9 protein-coding genes are annotated in these 16,549 nt (G+C 62.3%); 7 read left to right on the top strand and 2 right to left on the bottom strand.

The window, feature by feature from the left end:
• Positions 1-11 precede the first annotated feature (11 nt).
• Genes IPK09_05585 through IPK09_05555 form a run of 7 tightly spaced genes read left to right on the top strand, consistent with a single transcriptional unit; the run spans position 12 to position 13,982 of the window.
• A complete protein-coding gene (locus tag IPK09_05585) occupies positions 12-830 on the top strand; it encodes a sulfatase-like hydrolase/transferase (protein ID MBK7983090.1) in 819 nt (272 codons plus the stop codon).
• Positions 831-879: 49 nt separating this feature from the next.
• A complete protein-coding gene (locus IPK09_05580) occupies positions 880-1,824 on the top strand; it encodes a sulfotransferase (GenBank protein MBK7983089.1) in 945 nt (314 codons plus the stop codon).
• Positions 1,825-1,862: 38 nt separating this feature from the next.
• Positions 1,863-2,660, top strand: coding sequence for a hypothetical protein (locus tag IPK09_05575; GenBank protein ID MBK7983088.1), 798 nt, complete (start codon positions 1,863-1,865; stop codon positions 2,658-2,660).
• A 21-nt stretch (positions 2,661-2,681) separates the two neighbouring features.
• The gene (locus tag IPK09_05570; GenBank protein ID MBK7983087.1) at positions 2,682-3,143 is read left to right on the top strand and encodes a hypothetical protein; all 462 of its coding nucleotides are present in this window, start codon (positions 2,682-2,684) and stop codon (positions 3,141-3,143) included.
• A 9-nt stretch (positions 3,144-3,152) separates the two neighbouring features.
• Positions 3,153-8,435, top strand: coding sequence for an SDR family NAD(P)-dependent oxidoreductase (locus tag IPK09_05565; GenBank protein MBK7983086.1), 5,283 nt, complete (start codon positions 3,153-3,155; stop codon positions 8,433-8,435).
• Positions 8,432-11,539 carry a type I polyketide synthase gene (locus IPK09_05560; protein ID MBK7983085.1) on the top strand — a complete coding sequence of 1,036 codons (3,108 nt, stop codon included), beginning with the start codon at positions 8,432-8,434 and terminating at the stop codon, positions 11,537-11,539. Before IPK09_05565 ends, IPK09_05560 begins: the two co-directional genes overlap by 4 nt.
• Before the next feature lie 7 nt (positions 11,540-11,546).
• Entirely contained in the window at positions 11,547-13,982 is a 2,436-nt protein-coding gene (locus IPK09_05555) for an efflux RND transporter periplasmic adaptor subunit (GenBank protein ID MBK7983084.1), read from the top strand.
• A gap of 32 nt (positions 13,983-14,014) precedes the next feature.
• On the opposite strand, the gene IPK09_05550 is transcribed toward IPK09_05555, so the two are convergent.
• Both IPK09_05550 and IPK09_05545 read right to left on the bottom strand, forming a co-directional pair.
• On the bottom strand, positions 14,015-15,250 hold the full coding sequence (locus tag IPK09_05550) for a hypothetical protein (GenBank protein ID MBK7983083.1): 1,236 nt from the start codon (positions 15,248-15,250) through the stop codon (positions 14,015-14,017).
• Between the two features lie 39 nt (positions 15,251-15,289).
• Positions 15,290-16,519, bottom strand: coding sequence for a hypothetical protein (locus IPK09_05545; protein ID MBK7983082.1), 1,230 nt, complete (start codon positions 16,517-16,519; stop codon positions 15,290-15,292).
• Between the last annotated feature and the right edge of the window lie 30 nt (positions 16,520-16,549).

Here is a 16,549-nt window from a genome sequence, read left to right as displayed (position 1 = left end):
TTTATCTGATTATGGACAGCTGTCGTTACGACAGTTATTCCATGGCGGAAACCCCCAATATCGACCGGCTTGGCGCGGTCGAGCGCCGTTTCAGTTATGCGTCGTGGACTTCGCCGTCCCATTACGCCATGCTGATGGGTTTATTGCCCCATACCAGCCCGCGCGGGGTTTTTGCGTCCGAAGTGTATAAAGGCGAGTTCAAAAAGTGGGTGGAACGGTTGGATGTCGCCGGGCTCTCCTTCAAAACCTTCATTCCGGAATTGTCGCTGCCGAAAATTCTCAAGGATCACGGCTATCGGACCATCGGACGGGTATCCTTGCCGGTGCTCAACCCCCATTCTGGAATGAGTCGCTTTTTCGACGATTATCGCTTGATGGACCATCACAATGATTTTGCCGGCATGGTGCGCGACATAGCGTTTCCGGATTCGCAGCCGCGATTTTATTTTTTGAACCTCGGGGAAACTCATTACCCCTATATGCTGGTCGGTGACGATTTGCCGCATATCTCCGGGGTTCATGGCGTGCTGAAAAATATGCCGGACTCCGGCCAAGAACCCGCTTCGATTCGCGACCAGTTTTTCCCGGCTGAGGAAATGCAGCGGCTGCACCAACAACAGATGCGCTGCGTGGAGTATGTGGATGGCCTGCTCGGCGAGCTTTATCGCAAATGTCCCGCCAATACCTATTTTATCGTGACCGCCGATCACGGCGAACTGTTCGGCGAAGACGGCTATTTTGGCCACGGTCCGATCATGCACCCGAAATGTTTTGAGGTGCCTTTCGTCGAGGGATTGCGGCCGGCCTTGCCGGAGGAGGGCGCGGCGTGAGCGCCGGCCTTTGCGGAGTTCCGATAGCCTTAGGGCAGGGTCGAGACCAATGAATGTCGCCCGCCATAACGCGGCGGCTCCCGTATTCTTGCTGGCGCCGTCTCGATCTTTTACTTCGCTGATCTGCGCGATTTTAGGCCAGCACCCGCAATTGTATGGCCTGCCGGAATTGAATTTGTTCATGGCGGGAACCATGAAGGATTTTTGGCGGGGCGGCGATAGCGACGGCAGCCGAAAATCGATTTATTGGCCGATGATGCGGCATGGCCTGCTGCGCGCGGTCGCGCAACTGTACGCCGGCGAACAAAGCATCGACAGCATCGCCATGGCTTATCGCTGGATCAGGACACGGGCGGATAAAACCACCGGCGAGGTTTATCAGGAATTGGCCGCCCGGCTGCATCCCTTGCGGCCGGTGGAAAAGAGTCCAGGCTACACGCGCAAGCCGCTTTATTTGAAACGGTTGCTCGATACTTTTCCCGATGCTCGCTTCATTCACCTGTTGCGGCATCCGCGCGGTCAGGCCGAATCGCTGTTCAAGCTGCATACGGGCAAGATGATGTTATTGCTGTTGAATTCGATCGATTATTCCGGTCGGATTCCCGAATTGGACCCGCAAGTTTTTTGGTACGAATCCAATAGGTCGATCATGACGTTTCTGGAAGGGGTATCGCCCGAAAACTGGATGCGGGTTCGGGGGGAGGATTTCATTACCGACCTCGATGGTTCGTTGGGCCACTTGTGCGGTTGGCTGGGTCTTTCCTGCACGCCGGCGGATTTGGCGGCGATGAAGCAACCAGAACTTTCCCCGTTCGCCTGCGTGGGGCCGGCGACGGCGCGCCTGGGCAACGACATCAATTTTCTGTTGGACGCGCGCATCCGGCCCACGCGCGTGAGCCGCTACAGCCTGGATGGCCCCTTACCGTGGCGTACCGACGGTCGGGGCTTTCATCCGCGGGTGATTGAACTGGCTTTGGAAGTGGGTTACGAGTGACGGATTGGCTGCACAGACCTTGCAAGGTGATCGATGAGATGAATGATGGAAACGATGTGGACATCCGGCGCGCCCGGCTGCGCGCGCTGCGGGAACGCTACCAACAAACCGCCGTGACGGCGGTGGAGGATTCCCGCGCGGAAAGCGAATGGGAACGCGCTACCAGCAGCTCGGAGCGTCTGCCGGTTCCCATCCACCGACGGGCGGCGAGCGCGGGCGGTAAGGCGGTGGGAAACGAAGGCCAAGCAGCGAGCGGTGGATTGCTGTCGCGGGTTGCGGCCTTTTTAACCCAGGAAGGCTCGGATGCCCGGTTCGTTGCCGGAACCCCTATTCGGGAAGACCGTCTGGGTAAATTGCTGCAATTTCTCAAGCGGCGCGGCGCGGCGGCCAACGGCCAGCAGGCCCAGCGCGCCCGCGCCATCCTGGCGTACTTGACCGAGAGCGAACCGGGCGGGCGGATGATCGCCGGGGTCAATATCACGCGGGCCGTGGCGCTTTTGGAGCGCGCCAGGGAACAACAGCCGCTCGCTGGCAAGGGAGCGGTGCTGGATTTTCCCGCGGAGCGCGGGATTATCGAGGGTAACCTGTTGGCGGTCGAAGCCGATGCCGCACCCGAGCGAATGGAAGACCTAGGGCTGCCGGAGTTGGCGCGGCGCGCCCAGCGCCTGAGTGAGGAGCTGCTGGCGGTGCAGCAGCAGATTTTAAAGCAGGTGTCTGGCCACGCTGAAACGGCCAAACCGGGCGCGACAAGCCGGCCTGATTTGACGGCCCGGTCGGTCGATTCGAAACCGTCACCGCCGGCGAGCGGTGAATGGTACATGGATTTTTTGGATTGAACCTTGTCGGGCTAACGACGCATGGCGGAACGTGAGGAAGACTCGTTGGAACAAGCACACCACTTCAAGCCCAAGAAATCCGTGGCACACGACCGCGAGGCCGGTGGCGCGGCGAATTCGAAGCCAGATCCGTTCGGCAAAATTCCACTTTTGAAGCGCTTGCTGGAGAATCCAGAGCTTCGAGAGGTCTTGCTGGATTGGTTGCAGCAGAACCGGCGCGGTCAGGCTGGCGGCGGCGGACCCAGCCTCGCGCCCGAACCGACCGGCGGCGTCGAATACGGTTTCGGCCAGTTGCAGCGGCGCGAGGAATGGGCGACCTCCAGCACGCTGGAAGAAGTCACCCGCTACTGCCAGCAGCTCCGCCACCGCGCCGACTGGATGGAAGCCACTCTGACCGAAACGCTCAAGGAATTGGAGCGGATCGACCAAATTCGCCAAGCCATGCTGGCTGATGGCGCCAACGGTTCGGTTCCCAAGGCTTGAAGATTTCTGATGACCGACCCGAGTAGCCCGCGACCCGCGCCGGGTCCCGCCGATGTCGCCATTATTGGAATGGGCGTATTGCTGCCCGGCGCGCGGGATGTGCGCGCCTACTGGAGCAATATCCTCAACGGGACCAACAGCATCCGCGAGATTCCGCCGGAGCGCTGGGATTGGCGGCTTTATTACGATCCCGATCCGAAAGCGCCGGATAAAATTTATTCGCGCTGGGGCGGGTTCATCGGCGAAATCCCTTTTGATCCCGGCCGCTACGGGCTGCCGCCGGTAGCCCTCAAATCCGTCGATCCCTTGCAGTTGCTGACCCTGGAATTGATCCGCCAAACGCTCGACGATGCCGGGATCGAGCTGAGCCGCTTGGATCGGGAGCGAGTGGCGGTGCTGCTGGGCGCGACTGGTGGATTGGGTGATTTTTCATTGGGTTACGGCGTGCGCTCGGAACTGCCGCGCCTCGCCGGCGACGCGAGGCAGGCGGCGGCAGGCCGGGCGGACTTGCCGGGATGGACCGAGGATTCTTTCCCCGGCCTGCTGCTCAACGTGGCGGCCGGACGGGTCGCCAACCGCTTCGATTTCGGCGGGATCAACGGCACGGTGGATGCCGCGTGCGCGTCGTCGCTGGCGGCGATCTATCAGGCCGTGAACGAACTGCGCTTGGGCAAGTGCGACCTGGCGCTGGCCGGCGGCATCGATGTCATGCAGTCGCCGTTCATGTATCTGTGTTTCGCCAAGACCCAAGCTTTATCCCCGCGCGGTTGTTGCCAGACCTTCGACGAGCAATCGGACGGCATCGCCATTTCCGAAGGGCTGGCGGCGGTGGCGCTCAAGCGGCTGGCCGACGCCGAGCGGGACGGCGACCGGATTTACGCGGTCATCAAGGGCATGGGCGGTTCCAGCGACGGTCGCGCCAAGGGTTTGACCGCGCCACGCCCGGAAGGGCAATTGCGCGCCTTGCGGCGGGCTTACCAAGAAGCGGGTTATTCGCCCGCGACGGTAGGTTGTTGGGAGGCGCATGGTACCGGCACGGTAGCCGGCGACCGCGCCGAACTGGAAACCCTGTCGACGCTGTTGAGTGAGGCGGCAGCGGCGCCGGCCAGTTGCGCGGTGGGATCGGTCAAAACGTTGATCGGTCACACCAAGGGCGCGGCGGGTGCCGCCGGTTTGGTCAAGGCCGCGCTGGCCTTGCATCAGCGGGTTTTGCCGCCGCATGTCGGGGTCAAGCAGCCTTTGCCGCTGTTGCGCGACCCGACCAGCCCTTTGATGCTTTGTCCGCAGCCGCGGCCTTGGGTTCGCCCGTTCGAACATCCCCGCCGCGCTGCGGTCAGTTCCTTCGGGTTCGGCGGCATCAATTTTCATGCGGCGCTGGAAGCGTATGAGTCCGTTCGAGCGGTCGCAACCTCCGCTGAATGGCCCGTGGAATTACTGGTCTGGCGGGCAGCGGATCGCGCCGGTTTGCGCGAGCAATTGCAGCGGTTGCGAGAGGCGCTGGCGGCGGGCGCGCAACCGTCACTGGCGGATTTGGCTTATACGCTGGCGTGCGATCTGAAACCTGAAGGCGAGGCCCTGGCTATCATCGCTGAGTCTCTCCCGCAGTTGGCGGAACGGCTGGACGCGGCGCTGGCGGCATTGCCTGACGGCCAGATTGCGGTCAAAGGTGTTTATTACACCGAAACCCCCCTGTTGTGCGAGCCGGGCGCGAAACTGGCGCTGTTGTTTCCCGGACAGGGCAGCCAATATCCGGGGATGCTGCGAGAGTTGGGCGTTTTTCTGCCTGAATTCCAAACGGGTTTGGAGCGAGCCGACGCCGTGTTCGCCAAGACTCCGACCGGCCGTCGAACGCTGCCGACACCACTCAGCGGCTTGATCGATCCGCCCCGACGTTTTATTGAGGATGAGGCCAATACGCACCGGGCTAATCTGACCCGGACCGAAGTGGCCCAGCCCAGTTTGGGCGCGGTCGCGGCCGGCTTGTGGGCGTGGCTCAAGCGGTTGGAGCTGCGGCCGGAACTGGCGGCGGGGCATAGTTACGGTGAATATGTCGCGCTTCACGCCGCCGGCGTGTGGCCCCTGGAAACCTTGCTGGAACTGTCGGAAGCGCGCGGTCGTTTCATCGTCGAAGCGGCCGCCGGCGGTGAGTTGGGAACCATGCTGGCGGTGGCGGCGGATCGCAACAGTGTCGAAGCCGTGCTGGACGGTCTAGCCGGCATTACTTGCGCCAACCATAACGGCCCCAAACAGTTGGTGCTGTCCGGTTGTCCGGCGGATTTGGAAAATGCCCGGCAACGCCTGGAGTCGCAAAGGATCAGCACCGCGCCGTTGTCGGTTGCGGCGGCTTTTCACTCGCCGCTGGTGGCTCCGGCGCGAGAACGGCTGGCGGAGTTCATGGCGGCGGTGGAATTTTACCCGCCCGAATTGACCGTCTACGGCAATGCCGACGCCGCGCCGTATCCGACTGAGCCCGACCGTATCCGCCACCGTTTGAGCGAGCACTTGACCGCGCCGGTGCGCTTCATGGACGAGATTGAAGGAATGTATCAAGCCGGCGCGCGGGTGTTTCTGGAGGTTGGCCCCAAGGAAGTGCTGGCCCGGCTGACCCGCCAGATTCTCGGCGCGCGACCCCATCTGGCGGTAGCGACCGATGGGGCGGGCGGTGGGATCAACGGCTTGTTGCACGCTTTGGCGGCGCTGTGGTCACAAGGGGCGGGCTTCAATGCCGAACGGTTGTTCGACGGACGCACGGTCGCCAAACTGGATTGGGCGCACCTGGCGGAGACGACCCGGCCAACGCCGCTTTCGTCGCGAATTTGGTGGGTGAGCGGCGGCTTCGCGCGCCGCTCCGACGAACCGGCCAGGACGGGCCGCGCGCCGGCGCCGGCGGCCGAACCGCAAGACGAGAACCGATCTGAGCCAGGTTCGACTGACCCGGCGCCAGCGGCATTTATTTCTTCCTCAAACCTCGTGGGAGCGGCCATGTCACCCCCGAATCAAACACTTATCAATCCTTTACCCGTGCCATCGTCGGGTTCCGGCGCGTGGGCGATGGATCAGGCGATGGCGGCGTATCAGGACACCATGCGCCAGTTTCTCCAAGTTCAGGAGCGGGTGATGCTGGCCTATTTCACGGCCAGCAACGGCGAGGGCGAAATCCCGCAGTTTGTACTGAGCGCGCCAGTTTCGCCACAAACGCTGTCAAGCCCCCAACCCGTTTTGGCGTCCGCGCCGCCGCCCGCGCCGGTGGCCGCACCTCCGGTTTCGCCACCGGTCGCCGCCGCGCCCGCCAGCGCGAAGCCGGCCGTGCCGAGCGCGCCGCCGCCCGCGCCCGTGGCAAGTTCGGCAGCGATTCCCGATCTCAAACCGCTGTTGCTGAAAATCGTCAGCGAGCGCACCGGCTATCCTGAAGACATGGTGGCGCTCGATCAGGACATCGAAGCGGATTTGGGCATCGACTCCATCAAGCGCGTCGAAATCCTCGGCTTGTTCCGACGCTCGCTGCCGGAGCCGTTCGCGCAGGATTTGCGCGGTGAGATGGAGCAGGTGGCCCGGTTGCCGACCTTCCAGCAGATTCTCGATTTCGTGCGAGCGTGGCTCGACCGTCAGCCCAAACCGTCGGGCCAAGCGCCGGTGCGGGAGAACGCGCGCCCTTTTGAACGAGCCGGGACAGATGCCACCGCCAGCGCCGCTCTGTCCCGGCATGTCCTTCAGGCGCAAACCGAGCCGTTACCCGCTATCGCGACGCCCACGTTGCCGCCGGGGTTGTATCTGCTGACCTCCGATGAGTTAGGCGTCGCCGATCTGGTGAGCCAGCGCTTGCGCCAAGCCGGCGCGCAACCGTTGTTTCTGCCGGATGAGGTGTTGCAAGACCAGGCGCATTTGCAGTCTTGGTTGGGCCGGCGCGACAGCAGCCTCAGCGTGCGCGCCATCCTCCATTTATCGCCCCTGAGCCAGCCGCCGCTGACGGCTAATACCGCCTTTGCCGAGTGGCGGGAACGGCTCGATCGGGATGTGATCGCGCTGTTTCCCTTGCTGCGGTTGCTGTGCGCGGAATTGAGCGCGCAAGGTCGCCTGTTGACCGCGAGCGGCATGGGCGGCCGCTTCGGTCGCGATTGCGCCGCCGGTCAGCCGAACAGATTCCCGGCGGCGGCGGGCTTGGTCGGACTGACCAAAACCTTGAATATCGAATGGAATCCGACGGGAGATTCGGCGGGTTTTTGCGGCAAGGCGATCGATCTGGACGTGAGCCAGCAACCCGAAGCGCTGGCGGGTGCCTTGTTTCAGGAGTTGCTCTGGCCGGGCGGGCGACGCGAAATCGGCTATCCCGGCGGGGTGCGAACCGCGTTCGATACCGTGGCCGCGCCGCTCCCTGCGACCGCGCCGATCCGGCTGCAACCCACCGCCGATTGGGTGATTCTGGCGACCGGCGGCGCGCGGGGCATCACCGCCGAAGTGTTGTACGAACTGGCCCCGTATCGTCCCACCATGGTTTTGGTCGGCCGCAGCCCCTTGCCGGAGGCCGAATCGGATGCCTTGCGCGGGCTGGATACCGCCGCGCTGCGCCAGCATTTCATCCGCTCGGCGCAAGGTCAAACACGTCCCGCCGCCATCGAACGACAAATTCAGGCCGTGTTGCACGCCCGCGAAATACGCGCCACGCTGGCTGAGCTGACTCAGGCCGGCGCGCGGGTTGAATATCGGACGGCGGACATGAGCGACGAGGCGGAGGTCACCGCTTTGTTGGATGGCCTCTATCGACGATTCGGCCGGATCGACGCGGTGGTGCACGGCGCGGGCGTGCTGGAAGATCGGTTGGTGCGAGACAAAACCACCGACAGCGTGGCGCGGGTGTTGGCCGCCAAGGCCGACAGCGCCTTTCTGCTCGCCCGCCATCTGCGCCCCGACACCTTGCGCTTCCTCGGCTTGTTCACTTCGGTGGCCGGCCGCTGGGGCAATCGCGGGCAAGCGGATTACGCGGTCGCCAATGAAACCGTCAACCGGCTGGCGTGGCTGCTGCGTGCTCGCTGGGGCGAGCGGATCAAGATCGCGGCCTTCAACTGGGGGCCTTGGGAGGCGACCCGGCACAGCACCGGCATGGTGACGCCCGAAATCCGCCGCCAGTTCGCGGCGCGCGGCGTCGCCCTGACCCCAGCGGCGGCCGGTCGCCAGTTTTTCCTCAACGAATTGTTGCGCGGCTCGCCGGATGAGGTGGAGTTGATCGCCGGCGATTATCCCGAGGGTTCGCTGGTCGGTCAGCCGGCGGCGGAATCACAGACCGAGACGACATGATGAGCGGGCAGGATCGGACGGATATCGCCATCGTCGGCATGGCGGGCTTGTTTCCCAAAGCGCCGGACGTGGCGAGCTATTGGGCCAATATCCTCAACAAGGTGGACGCCATCGACGAGCCGCTGCCGGAGTGGGGTGGCGAGGTTTATTTCGACCCCGCCAGCAGCGAGGCGACCCGGCTCTACACCCAGCGCGGCGGGTTTCTCAACGAGCTGTCGCGCTTCAACCCCCAGCGCTTCGGCATCATTCCAGTTTCCACCGGCGGCGGCGAACCGGATCAGTTTCACGCGCTGGAGCTGGCGCGCTCGGCCTTGCTCGACGCCGGCCTGCGGGAAAACGATTACGATCCCGAAAGCATCGGCATCATTCTGGGCCACGGCACCCACCCCAACCGCGCCAATCTGACCGGCGCGCAGCACGCGGTTTTCCTCGACCAGCACCTGCATTTGCTGCGAACCCTGTTGCCTGATTTAGATCCGGAGCAAGCCAGCCGTTTGAAGGAAACGCTCAAGCGACAGTTGCCGCCCTTTGACGTGGACAACATCCCCGGTTTGGTTCCCAATATGATGACCGGCCGCATCGCCAACCGGCTGAATTTCATGGGGCCGAATTACGTGGTGGACGCCGCCTGCGCATCCTCGCTGATCGCGGTGGAAGCGGCCATGCTGGAATTGCGACGGGGGCGGGTGGACGTGATGCTGACCGGCGGCATCAATACCTCGACCTCACCGCTGGTGTTCATGATTTTCTGCATGTTGGGCGCGCTGTCGCCGACCGCTTGCATCCGGCCTTTTTCGGCGGGGGCCAACGGCACCATGCTCGGTGAGGGCGGCGGGGTGCTGGTGTTGAAGCGGCTGGCGGACGCCCGTCGCGCCGGCCACCGGATTTACGCCGTTTTGAAGGAAGTCGGCCAATCCTCCGATGGCAAGGCCAAGGGTTTAACCGCCCCCCGGCTGGAGGGGGAGCTGCTGGCGATGCGTCGCGCCTACCGGCAAGCGGGGCTGGAGCCGCACGATTTCGGCCTGATCGAGGCGCACGGCACTGGCATCCCCCTGGGCGATCAGACTGAAATTCAAGCCCTGTCGCAACTGCTGGGCGAGCGGCGGCGGGTGCTGCCCCATATCGCCCTGGGGTCGGTCAAATCGATGATCGGCCACTGCATTCCGGCGGCGGGCATCGCCGGCCTGATCAAAGCGTCGCTGGCGCTGTATCACAAAATTCTGCCGCCGACCCTGTGCGATGAGGTCAGTTCGGAATTGGGGTTGGAGCGGACGCCGCTGTACCTCAACACCGAGACGCGACCGTGGATTCACGGCCGCGCCATCCCCCGGCGGGCGGCGGTCAACGCCTTCGGTTTCGGCGGGGTCAACAGTCATGCCCTGCTCGAAGAAAGTCCGGACGGCGAGGGCGAGCCGCTCTCGGCTTTCCTACCGCCCCAGCTGCGGCGCGGTGGCGATCTGTTGGTGTTCGCCGCAGCGGATCGCGAAGGCTTGCAAGGACAGGTGCGGCGCGCGACCCAGCAGCTGCGCGAGCAACCGCAACAACCGCTGGCCGCGCTTGCGGAAGCACTATGGCGGGAGCGCGGCGCGGGCGCAGTCCGGTTGGCGGTGGTGGCCGAACAGCGCGAGGATGCCTTGCACAAGCTGGAGCAGGCTGAAACGAAACTCGACGGACCCGCACGGAAACGCAGCCAAGCGCGCGGCGGCGTTTATGTCAGTACCGAGCCGTTAGGTGGCAAGCTGGCGTTTCTGTTTCCCGGCGAAAATTCCCAATATCAAAACATGTTGGCGGCGCTGGCCGTGCGGTTCCCCGTGGTGCGGCGCTGGTTCGATTTTCTCAACGGGTTGTTTTATGACGCCCGCGATATCGCGCCGGGCGAGGCGATCTTCCCGCCGCCGAGCAGTTTGAGCGCCGAACAACACGCGCGAGCGGAACAACGGCTGGCCGGGATGGAGCTGGGGTCGGAATCGGTGTTCGTGGCCGGCCGGGCACTGGATGCCCTGCTGCGCGAGTTCGGCGTGCGGCCGGATCTGTGGCTGGGCCACAGCACCGGCGAAAACGACGCGCTGATGGCGTCTGGCCTGTTTCAGTTGGACGATGCTGGATTGGCCGATCTGGTCCGGCGCATGAACCAGAATTATCGTCAGTTGGAAGCGGCGGGCAAGCTTCCGCCCGGCGTGCTGTTGTCGGTGGGCGGTATTGCGCTGGAACGCGTTCGGGTGCTGCTGGAGGCCGATCCAGCGCTGCATCTGACCATGGATAATTGTGACAATCAATTCATCTTGTTTGGTCCCGCACCGTCGATTGACGCGGTTCATGCCGCGCTGCGCGCGGAAGGCGCACTGTGCGTCCGGCTGCCGATGGGCCACGGCTATCACACGTCGCTGATGGAGCCGCTGGCGCAAGCGTTTCACGCGCTGTTTGAGAATGTAGCGGTCGGCACGCCGGAGGGAACGCCCTATTCCTGCGTCACCGCCGCGCCGTTTCCGCCGGAGCCGATTGAGGCCCGCGCCGCCGCCGCCGCCCAGTACCGGTTGTCGGTCCGTTTCCGAGAAAGCATTCGACGCCTGTATGCCGACGGCGCGCGGCTGTTCGTGGAGGTGGGGCCAAGTCCTTATCTGACCGGCTTTGTCCGCGATATCTTGAAACAACAGCCGCATGTAGCGGTCGCCAGCGACGACCGCCGCCGCAACGACCTGACGCCGCTGCGCCATTTGTTGGCGACCTTGTTCGTCCACGGCGTGCCGGTGGATTTAAGCGTGCTGTACGGACCGCCGCCGGCCGCGCCCGGCAAACCGTCGCCGTATCTGTCGAGCGCCATCCCCATCATCCGGCTTGATGAAGCGGAGTTGCAACCGCTGCGGGAGAGCGTCATTGCCGTGGCAAGACGCTCCGCTGTACCGTCGGCCGCCGTGCCTTCGTCTGCCGCCATGTCGCCCGCCGCGCCAGCGGTGGAGCCGATTTCGCTTGCCCGGCAACCGGCGACCGCCGGTCCTGACAATCGGCGGCAAGTCGCACTGCAACAGCATCACGACCTCATGCGGGAATTTCTCGGACAACAGGAACGGCTGATGACCGCGTGGCTGTCCGGCCGGCGGCGTTAAGCGGCCGATGGATGAGGACCGTTCGCCCGACCCGCGCTCGCGCTTGCGGCCGGATTTGATCGTCCGGGACGTTGCGGACGCGCAAGGCAACCACCGCTATCAGGTCCGCAATCCCGCGACCGGCGAGCAGTTCGAACTGGGCGAGGAGGAGTGGTTTCTGTGCCGCCAGCTCGATGAAACCGCCGATCCCACCACGATTCAAGGCCTCTTCGCCAGCCGTTTTGGATTTAATATCAGCACCGAACAACTCAGCGGCTTCTATCGGGAGATGGCGTCGTTAGGGCTGCTGAGCGCGCCCGTGTCCCAAGCCGGTCCCGATTTATCCAGCGTGGCCGAAGCCGATCGAGAGATCGCGGAGCCAGAATCTCCGACATCTTCCGACGGGCGGCCAGCACCGTCCAAAGAACGGCTGGGCCAACGTTATCGCTGGGAATTTTTTAAAGCCGGCGCATTTCTAGCGGGCGCGGCCCGGCGGCTGCGCTGGTTGCATCGCATCGTCTGGTTGTTGGTGCCAGGCGTGCCGTTGGCCTTGCTGGTCATCCTACACCATCAGCCGCGCTACCTTCAGGAATTGCGAAGCATCGATCAAGTGGGTTTTCATCTGATTGTGAAGCTGACGGTGGGCCTGTTCCTGGTCAATCTGACCAGCAAGCTGTTGCAAGGTACGGTCAGCGCCTATTACGGGGGTCAGGTCAGCGGATTTGGCGTCCGGTTGGCCTTCGGAATCATCCCGCGTTTTTTTGTGGGTCGGGGCGTTCGCAGGCTGGCGCGGCGCGAGCGTCTGTGGGTGTATGCGGTGCCGCTGTTGGTCAAGCTGGGCTTCTTCGTGCTCGGCATTCTGGTCTGGCAGTTCAACCTGCATTCGTCCAGTCGCCTCGGTTCCTACGGGTTCGTACTCGGTCATCTGGCGCTGGGCGAGGCGCTATTCATCATCAATCCGCTGTGGCGAGCCGAAGGCTATGCGTGGCTGACCACTTATCTGGATTTTCCGCACCTTCGCGAACGGGCCTTTGTGGTTTTACGACTCGCCCTGCGCAACGCGCACCCGCTCAAGCTCTTAGCGCCGCGCGAAAAATATGCCTTGTTAGCGTATGGCTTTGCCGCGGTCGCCTATTTTCTGTTGATTGTCGGGACGGTATTGTTGGGCGCCGCCGTGCATTTGGAAAGTCAAATGCACGGTGTGGGCGTGTTGTTGTTCCTGGCGCTGGTGGCGGGATTTCTGGCTTGGGCGCTGCCCTATCTGAGGTCGCCACCGACGGTAAGGGATGGTGGCGGGATAGCGTTTTTTCAGCCGTCATCAGGCTGGGGTGTTGGGAATGCTACCGTCCCACCGTCGCCACCCGCGGCCGGGAATGTGATCGCTCCGCCGAAATTGCCGTCTTCTTCGCCGGTAAAACAGCCGCCCAAGAGCCGTTTCAAGCGCTGGCTGACGCGGTTGGCGCTGCTGGCTCTGATCGGCGCGCTGTTTTTGTTGCCTTATCCGTATGAAGTGACGGGTGGAGCGACTTTGCTGCCGAACCGGCGAGCGGAAGTCCATGCGACCGTACCGGGTGTGGTGACCGAGGTGGGAGTCCGCGAGAATCAAACGCTGCAACAAAGCGCGGTGCTGGCTCGGCTGAGCGACTGGAGACCGCGTTACGACGTGGCGAGCACTCGGGCCGAACTTGAAAGGAAACGCAACGAGTTGGAGTTGTTGCTGCATGGCCCCAAACCGGAAGCGATTGCCTATGCCCAGCACCAGGTGGATTTAGCGCGAATCAAAGCCGCCAGCAGCAAGAAGCTGCAAGATGTGCTGGCCGTGGCGGCCAAGCAAGGCGTGGCGCCGGAACTGCGTTATACCGAAGCGATCGGTAACGCCGAAGCGGACAAGGCGGCGCTGGCGGTGGCGGAAGCCAATCTGCAACTGGTGAAAAGTCCGCCTCAGCCCCTGGAAGTCGCTATCAAACGAGCCGAATTGCAACAATTGAACGAGCAGCTGAGCTATTTTCAACAGCAGCTCGAAGCCACTCAGCTGCGTGCGCCCATCGCCGGGCGAGTGGTCACGCCGCGTCTGGAATTCAAGCAGGGTAGTTTTCTTAAGGAAGGCGATTTATTCGCGACCCTGGAGGAAACGCAAAAAATTCAGGTCGAAGTGCTGGTGCCGGAAACCGATATCGGCGCGGTTCAGTTGGAAGCTCCGGTCACCTTGCGCGTCTGGGCGCATCCCTTGCGCGACTTTAAGGGCAAAGTGAGCCTGATCGCCGATACCGCCGAATCACTGGTGGACAATCCGAGCGTGCGCGCGGTGCGGGTGGTCACGCTGATCGATAATCCCGATGGCCTGTTGAAAGCGGAAATGACCGGTTATGCCAAGATCGCCGCCGGACGAGAGCCGATCATCGTCGCTTTCACCCGTGCCCTGGTGCGGTTCGTGATGCTGGAAATGTGGTCTTGGTTGCCGTGATGACGGCCCAATCAGACGAGAGCGCGGCTGGCTTATGGGTTTGATAACGAGAGGCCGCTATCCGCTCTGTGGATCAGACGCCGCTGGTCCGGCAGTATTTCCGCATAGTACACATAAACGGTGTGATCGACCGCGAGGTTTTCGACATCCTTGATCCGGGTTATGGTTGAATGATTCACTTGGCGATGTAAAAACTGGCAGTGGCTCTCACTCATGCAGCTCACCCAGACTTCGCCTTTCCCTTGGTGATTTTGTGTTTGGCCAGATTTTTCCGTATGCATCAGGTAAGCAAGATAAGAAGCGCCATGCCAAACAAACCAGTCGGGCTTGAAGATATAGGGGAGTTCGGTGGGGGGGTTTAAATGGCTTGTCAAGACCCAATCATCCTGGCTTTTTTGCCGCCAAATTCCTATGGTGGTGTCATCCATTACGGCGGATAAGACATAGCTCTGCGTTGCGGGGTCTTGCCATATGAGTGGAAATCGTTTTTGAGCTAGATCGGAGGTTATGATCGTTGTCTTGCCGGTATCTATATCATAGTAGACAACTTGTCTCACGCCATCGATCCGAGCTGTGGCGACGATTGCTCGTCGGCCTGAAACCCATTGCGGAAATTGGAAATTGAGGGGAAGCAAGGCATCTGTGGTGGGTTCATCAATCTCGCGCCAACCATAAGCCATCGTAGTGCGGTTCGCATCAGCCTTTCGGTAACTGTAAATAATGCGGGGCGTTGGATCTCCCAGGTCGTGACTGGTTTCATATAAGGCTTTGTTATCCCCGGCGACGAGTGGAGTTTTCACGAGTTGTTGGGTTGTCGGGTTCCGCCATGCTTGGTAGAGCCGAGGTTGGCCGGACTCCATCTTTTTTGTATAAATCAAACGATTGCCGCGGTTATCGTAAGCCCATTCCGGGCCTTGGCGAGTCTTGCCTACCACCGTCAAATCGGTATCGACCAATGATTGGCGTCCGTTCGATGGCGTCCAGGCTCCAGTAACGCCGTCGACGTCTGTTTGCCACAACTGGCCTGATCGTTCCTGCCAGGCCATTCTTAAACTCGGAAGATTTTTATCAAATTCTGGATCGATCAAACTATCGCTTAAATCGGAAATTACCCTATCGTCGGGGGTGAAATCCTGATCGATAGCCGCAATCTCTTGGTGTTCGCTAGCATCGAAGGGTGGCGTTTTCAGGGCAATTGCTTTTCCAGAAAAGCAGGTTATGAATAAATACGCGCTCAATGAAATCGTTATGCTATGGCGAGGAAACATCCAAAGGCCTCGAAACATGGAAAAGTGATCCAGTCGACTTCAGAATTGGCCGAACCACAGGCAAGGTTCGAGGGTGGCGTCCGGAGATCCTCGCCAGGTGCCCGCAGCCAGCAGAAACTTTGGCAGGGCGATCAGCGCGCGCGGCAGGTAACTAACAGCGGAATCGGTTGAGAGCGTGAGCGGCTGCCAGCTTTCACCGTCGGCGGTTTGCCAGAGCTGAAATCCCGAAACCGTCTCCGCGTCCCGGTGCAGGGTGGCCGCGTAAAGGGCGCTGCCGGAACTGGCCAAGGCCGCCAGCACGGTATGGCGTGCGTCATCGAAGCCGGGGCCACGGGTCGAAACCGGCACTTGCAGGCCGATGGGCGAGAAGCGGGGTTGGCCTACGACCAACTCCCAACGACCGGTGGGGAGAATACGAATGATTTCACAGCCGGCCGCTGCTTTTGGCGAGCGTTCTGTTGGCGGCACGCCGGTTCCGAGATACAGCGCATCCCGCAAGACAGCCATCGCCGCCACCGCTGAATTGAGCGTATGACGATGCGCGCCCTGTTGGAGCACTGGTTCCCAGTGAAACGGCGGATCGCCCTGCGCTTGGGTGCGCCAGAGCTGAAAGCCGGCGAACGGATTGCCGGCCGCCGCATACAGCCTATCGTGGCAAACCTGCAAGCCGTGGATCACTTGGTTGTGGGGATCGCCGAAACCGGGAGCGTTGGCCGGGGCCCACGTTCCGGTGCGAGGGTCGCGGCTGACATACAGCAAGCCGCCACCCTCGCTCTTTTCGGTGGTGCCATCGCTCATGGCTCCAGCCAGCGCGCCGAACGTCCAACCTTGAAAGCAGTGCAGCCCACCGAACGGCCGCTGCTGGTTTCCAGCCGGCAGCATCTCGAAGCGGTCGCCGTCTTGCGAATAGAACAAGCGCGGGTTGCGCGGGCAGAGCAGGCTCAGGCATAAGGCGGTTTGGCCATTAGCGGTGGGGATCACCGTCATGGCGCGCCAACCCAACTCCAGCGGAAATTTTTTCCGCTGGCGCTCGCCCGGCCAGTGAGGTGTCGCCACCGGCGTCTCGCAGACGGTTTCCCAGCGTTTCGCACCCGGATAATAGCGCAGGATTCGAGCGATACCGGGCGTATCCGAGCCTTCCGTTAAGCTGACGACGCCGACGTACAGTCGTTTGCGAAAGAAAGCAGCGACTTGTAGGCGCTGGCCGCCAGCGGCGTCAGGGGTCGAAACAGGAATCGCGTTGAACGCGACGGGGTTGGCGGTGGTCATGACTCATGCAATCCGGGGCGGAAAAATTCG

The organism is Candidatus Competibacteraceae bacterium (genome assembly GCA_016713505.1).
In the GTDB taxonomy this organism is placed as follows: Bacteria; Pseudomonadota; Gammaproteobacteria; order Competibacterales; family Competibacteraceae; genus Competibacter_A.
The sequence above is the reverse complement of the archived record's forward strand: the minus strand, read 5'-3'. Positions and strand labels throughout refer to the sequence as shown.

What these genes read in the sequence shown, in the direction of transcription:
- IPK09_05565 (MBK7983086.1), top strand. Translation starts at nt 3,153, where the DNA reads ATGACCGACCCGAGTAGCCCGCGACCCGCGCCGGGTCCCGCCGATGTC.
- IPK09_05585 (MBK7983090.1), top strand. Translation starts at nt 12, where the DNA reads ATGGACAGCTGTCGTTACGACAGTTATTCCATGGCGGAAACCCCCAAT.
- IPK09_05545 (MBK7983082.1), bottom strand. Translation starts at nt 16,519, where the DNA reads ATGACCACCGCCAACCCCGTCGCGTTCAACGCGATTCCTGTTTCGACC.
- IPK09_05575 (MBK7983088.1), top strand. Translation starts at nt 1,863, where the DNA reads ATGAATGATGGAAACGATGTGGACATCCGGCGCGCCCGGCTGCGCGCG.
- IPK09_05550 (MBK7983083.1), bottom strand. Translation starts at nt 15,250, where the DNA reads ATGTTTCCTCGCCATAGCATAACGATTTCATTGAGCGCGTATTTATTC.
- IPK09_05570 (MBK7983087.1), top strand. Translation starts at nt 2,682, where the DNA reads ATGGCGGAACGTGAGGAAGACTCGTTGGAACAAGCACACCACTTCAAG.
- IPK09_05555 (MBK7983084.1), top strand. Translation starts at nt 11,547, where the DNA reads ATGGATGAGGACCGTTCGCCCGACCCGCGCTCGCGCTTGCGGCCGGAT.
- IPK09_05580 (MBK7983089.1), top strand. Translation starts at nt 880, where the DNA reads ATGAATGTCGCCCGCCATAACGCGGCGGCTCCCGTATTCTTGCTGGCG.
- IPK09_05560 (MBK7983085.1), top strand. Translation starts at nt 8,432, where the DNA reads ATGATGAGCGGGCAGGATCGGACGGATATCGCCATCGTCGGCATGGCG.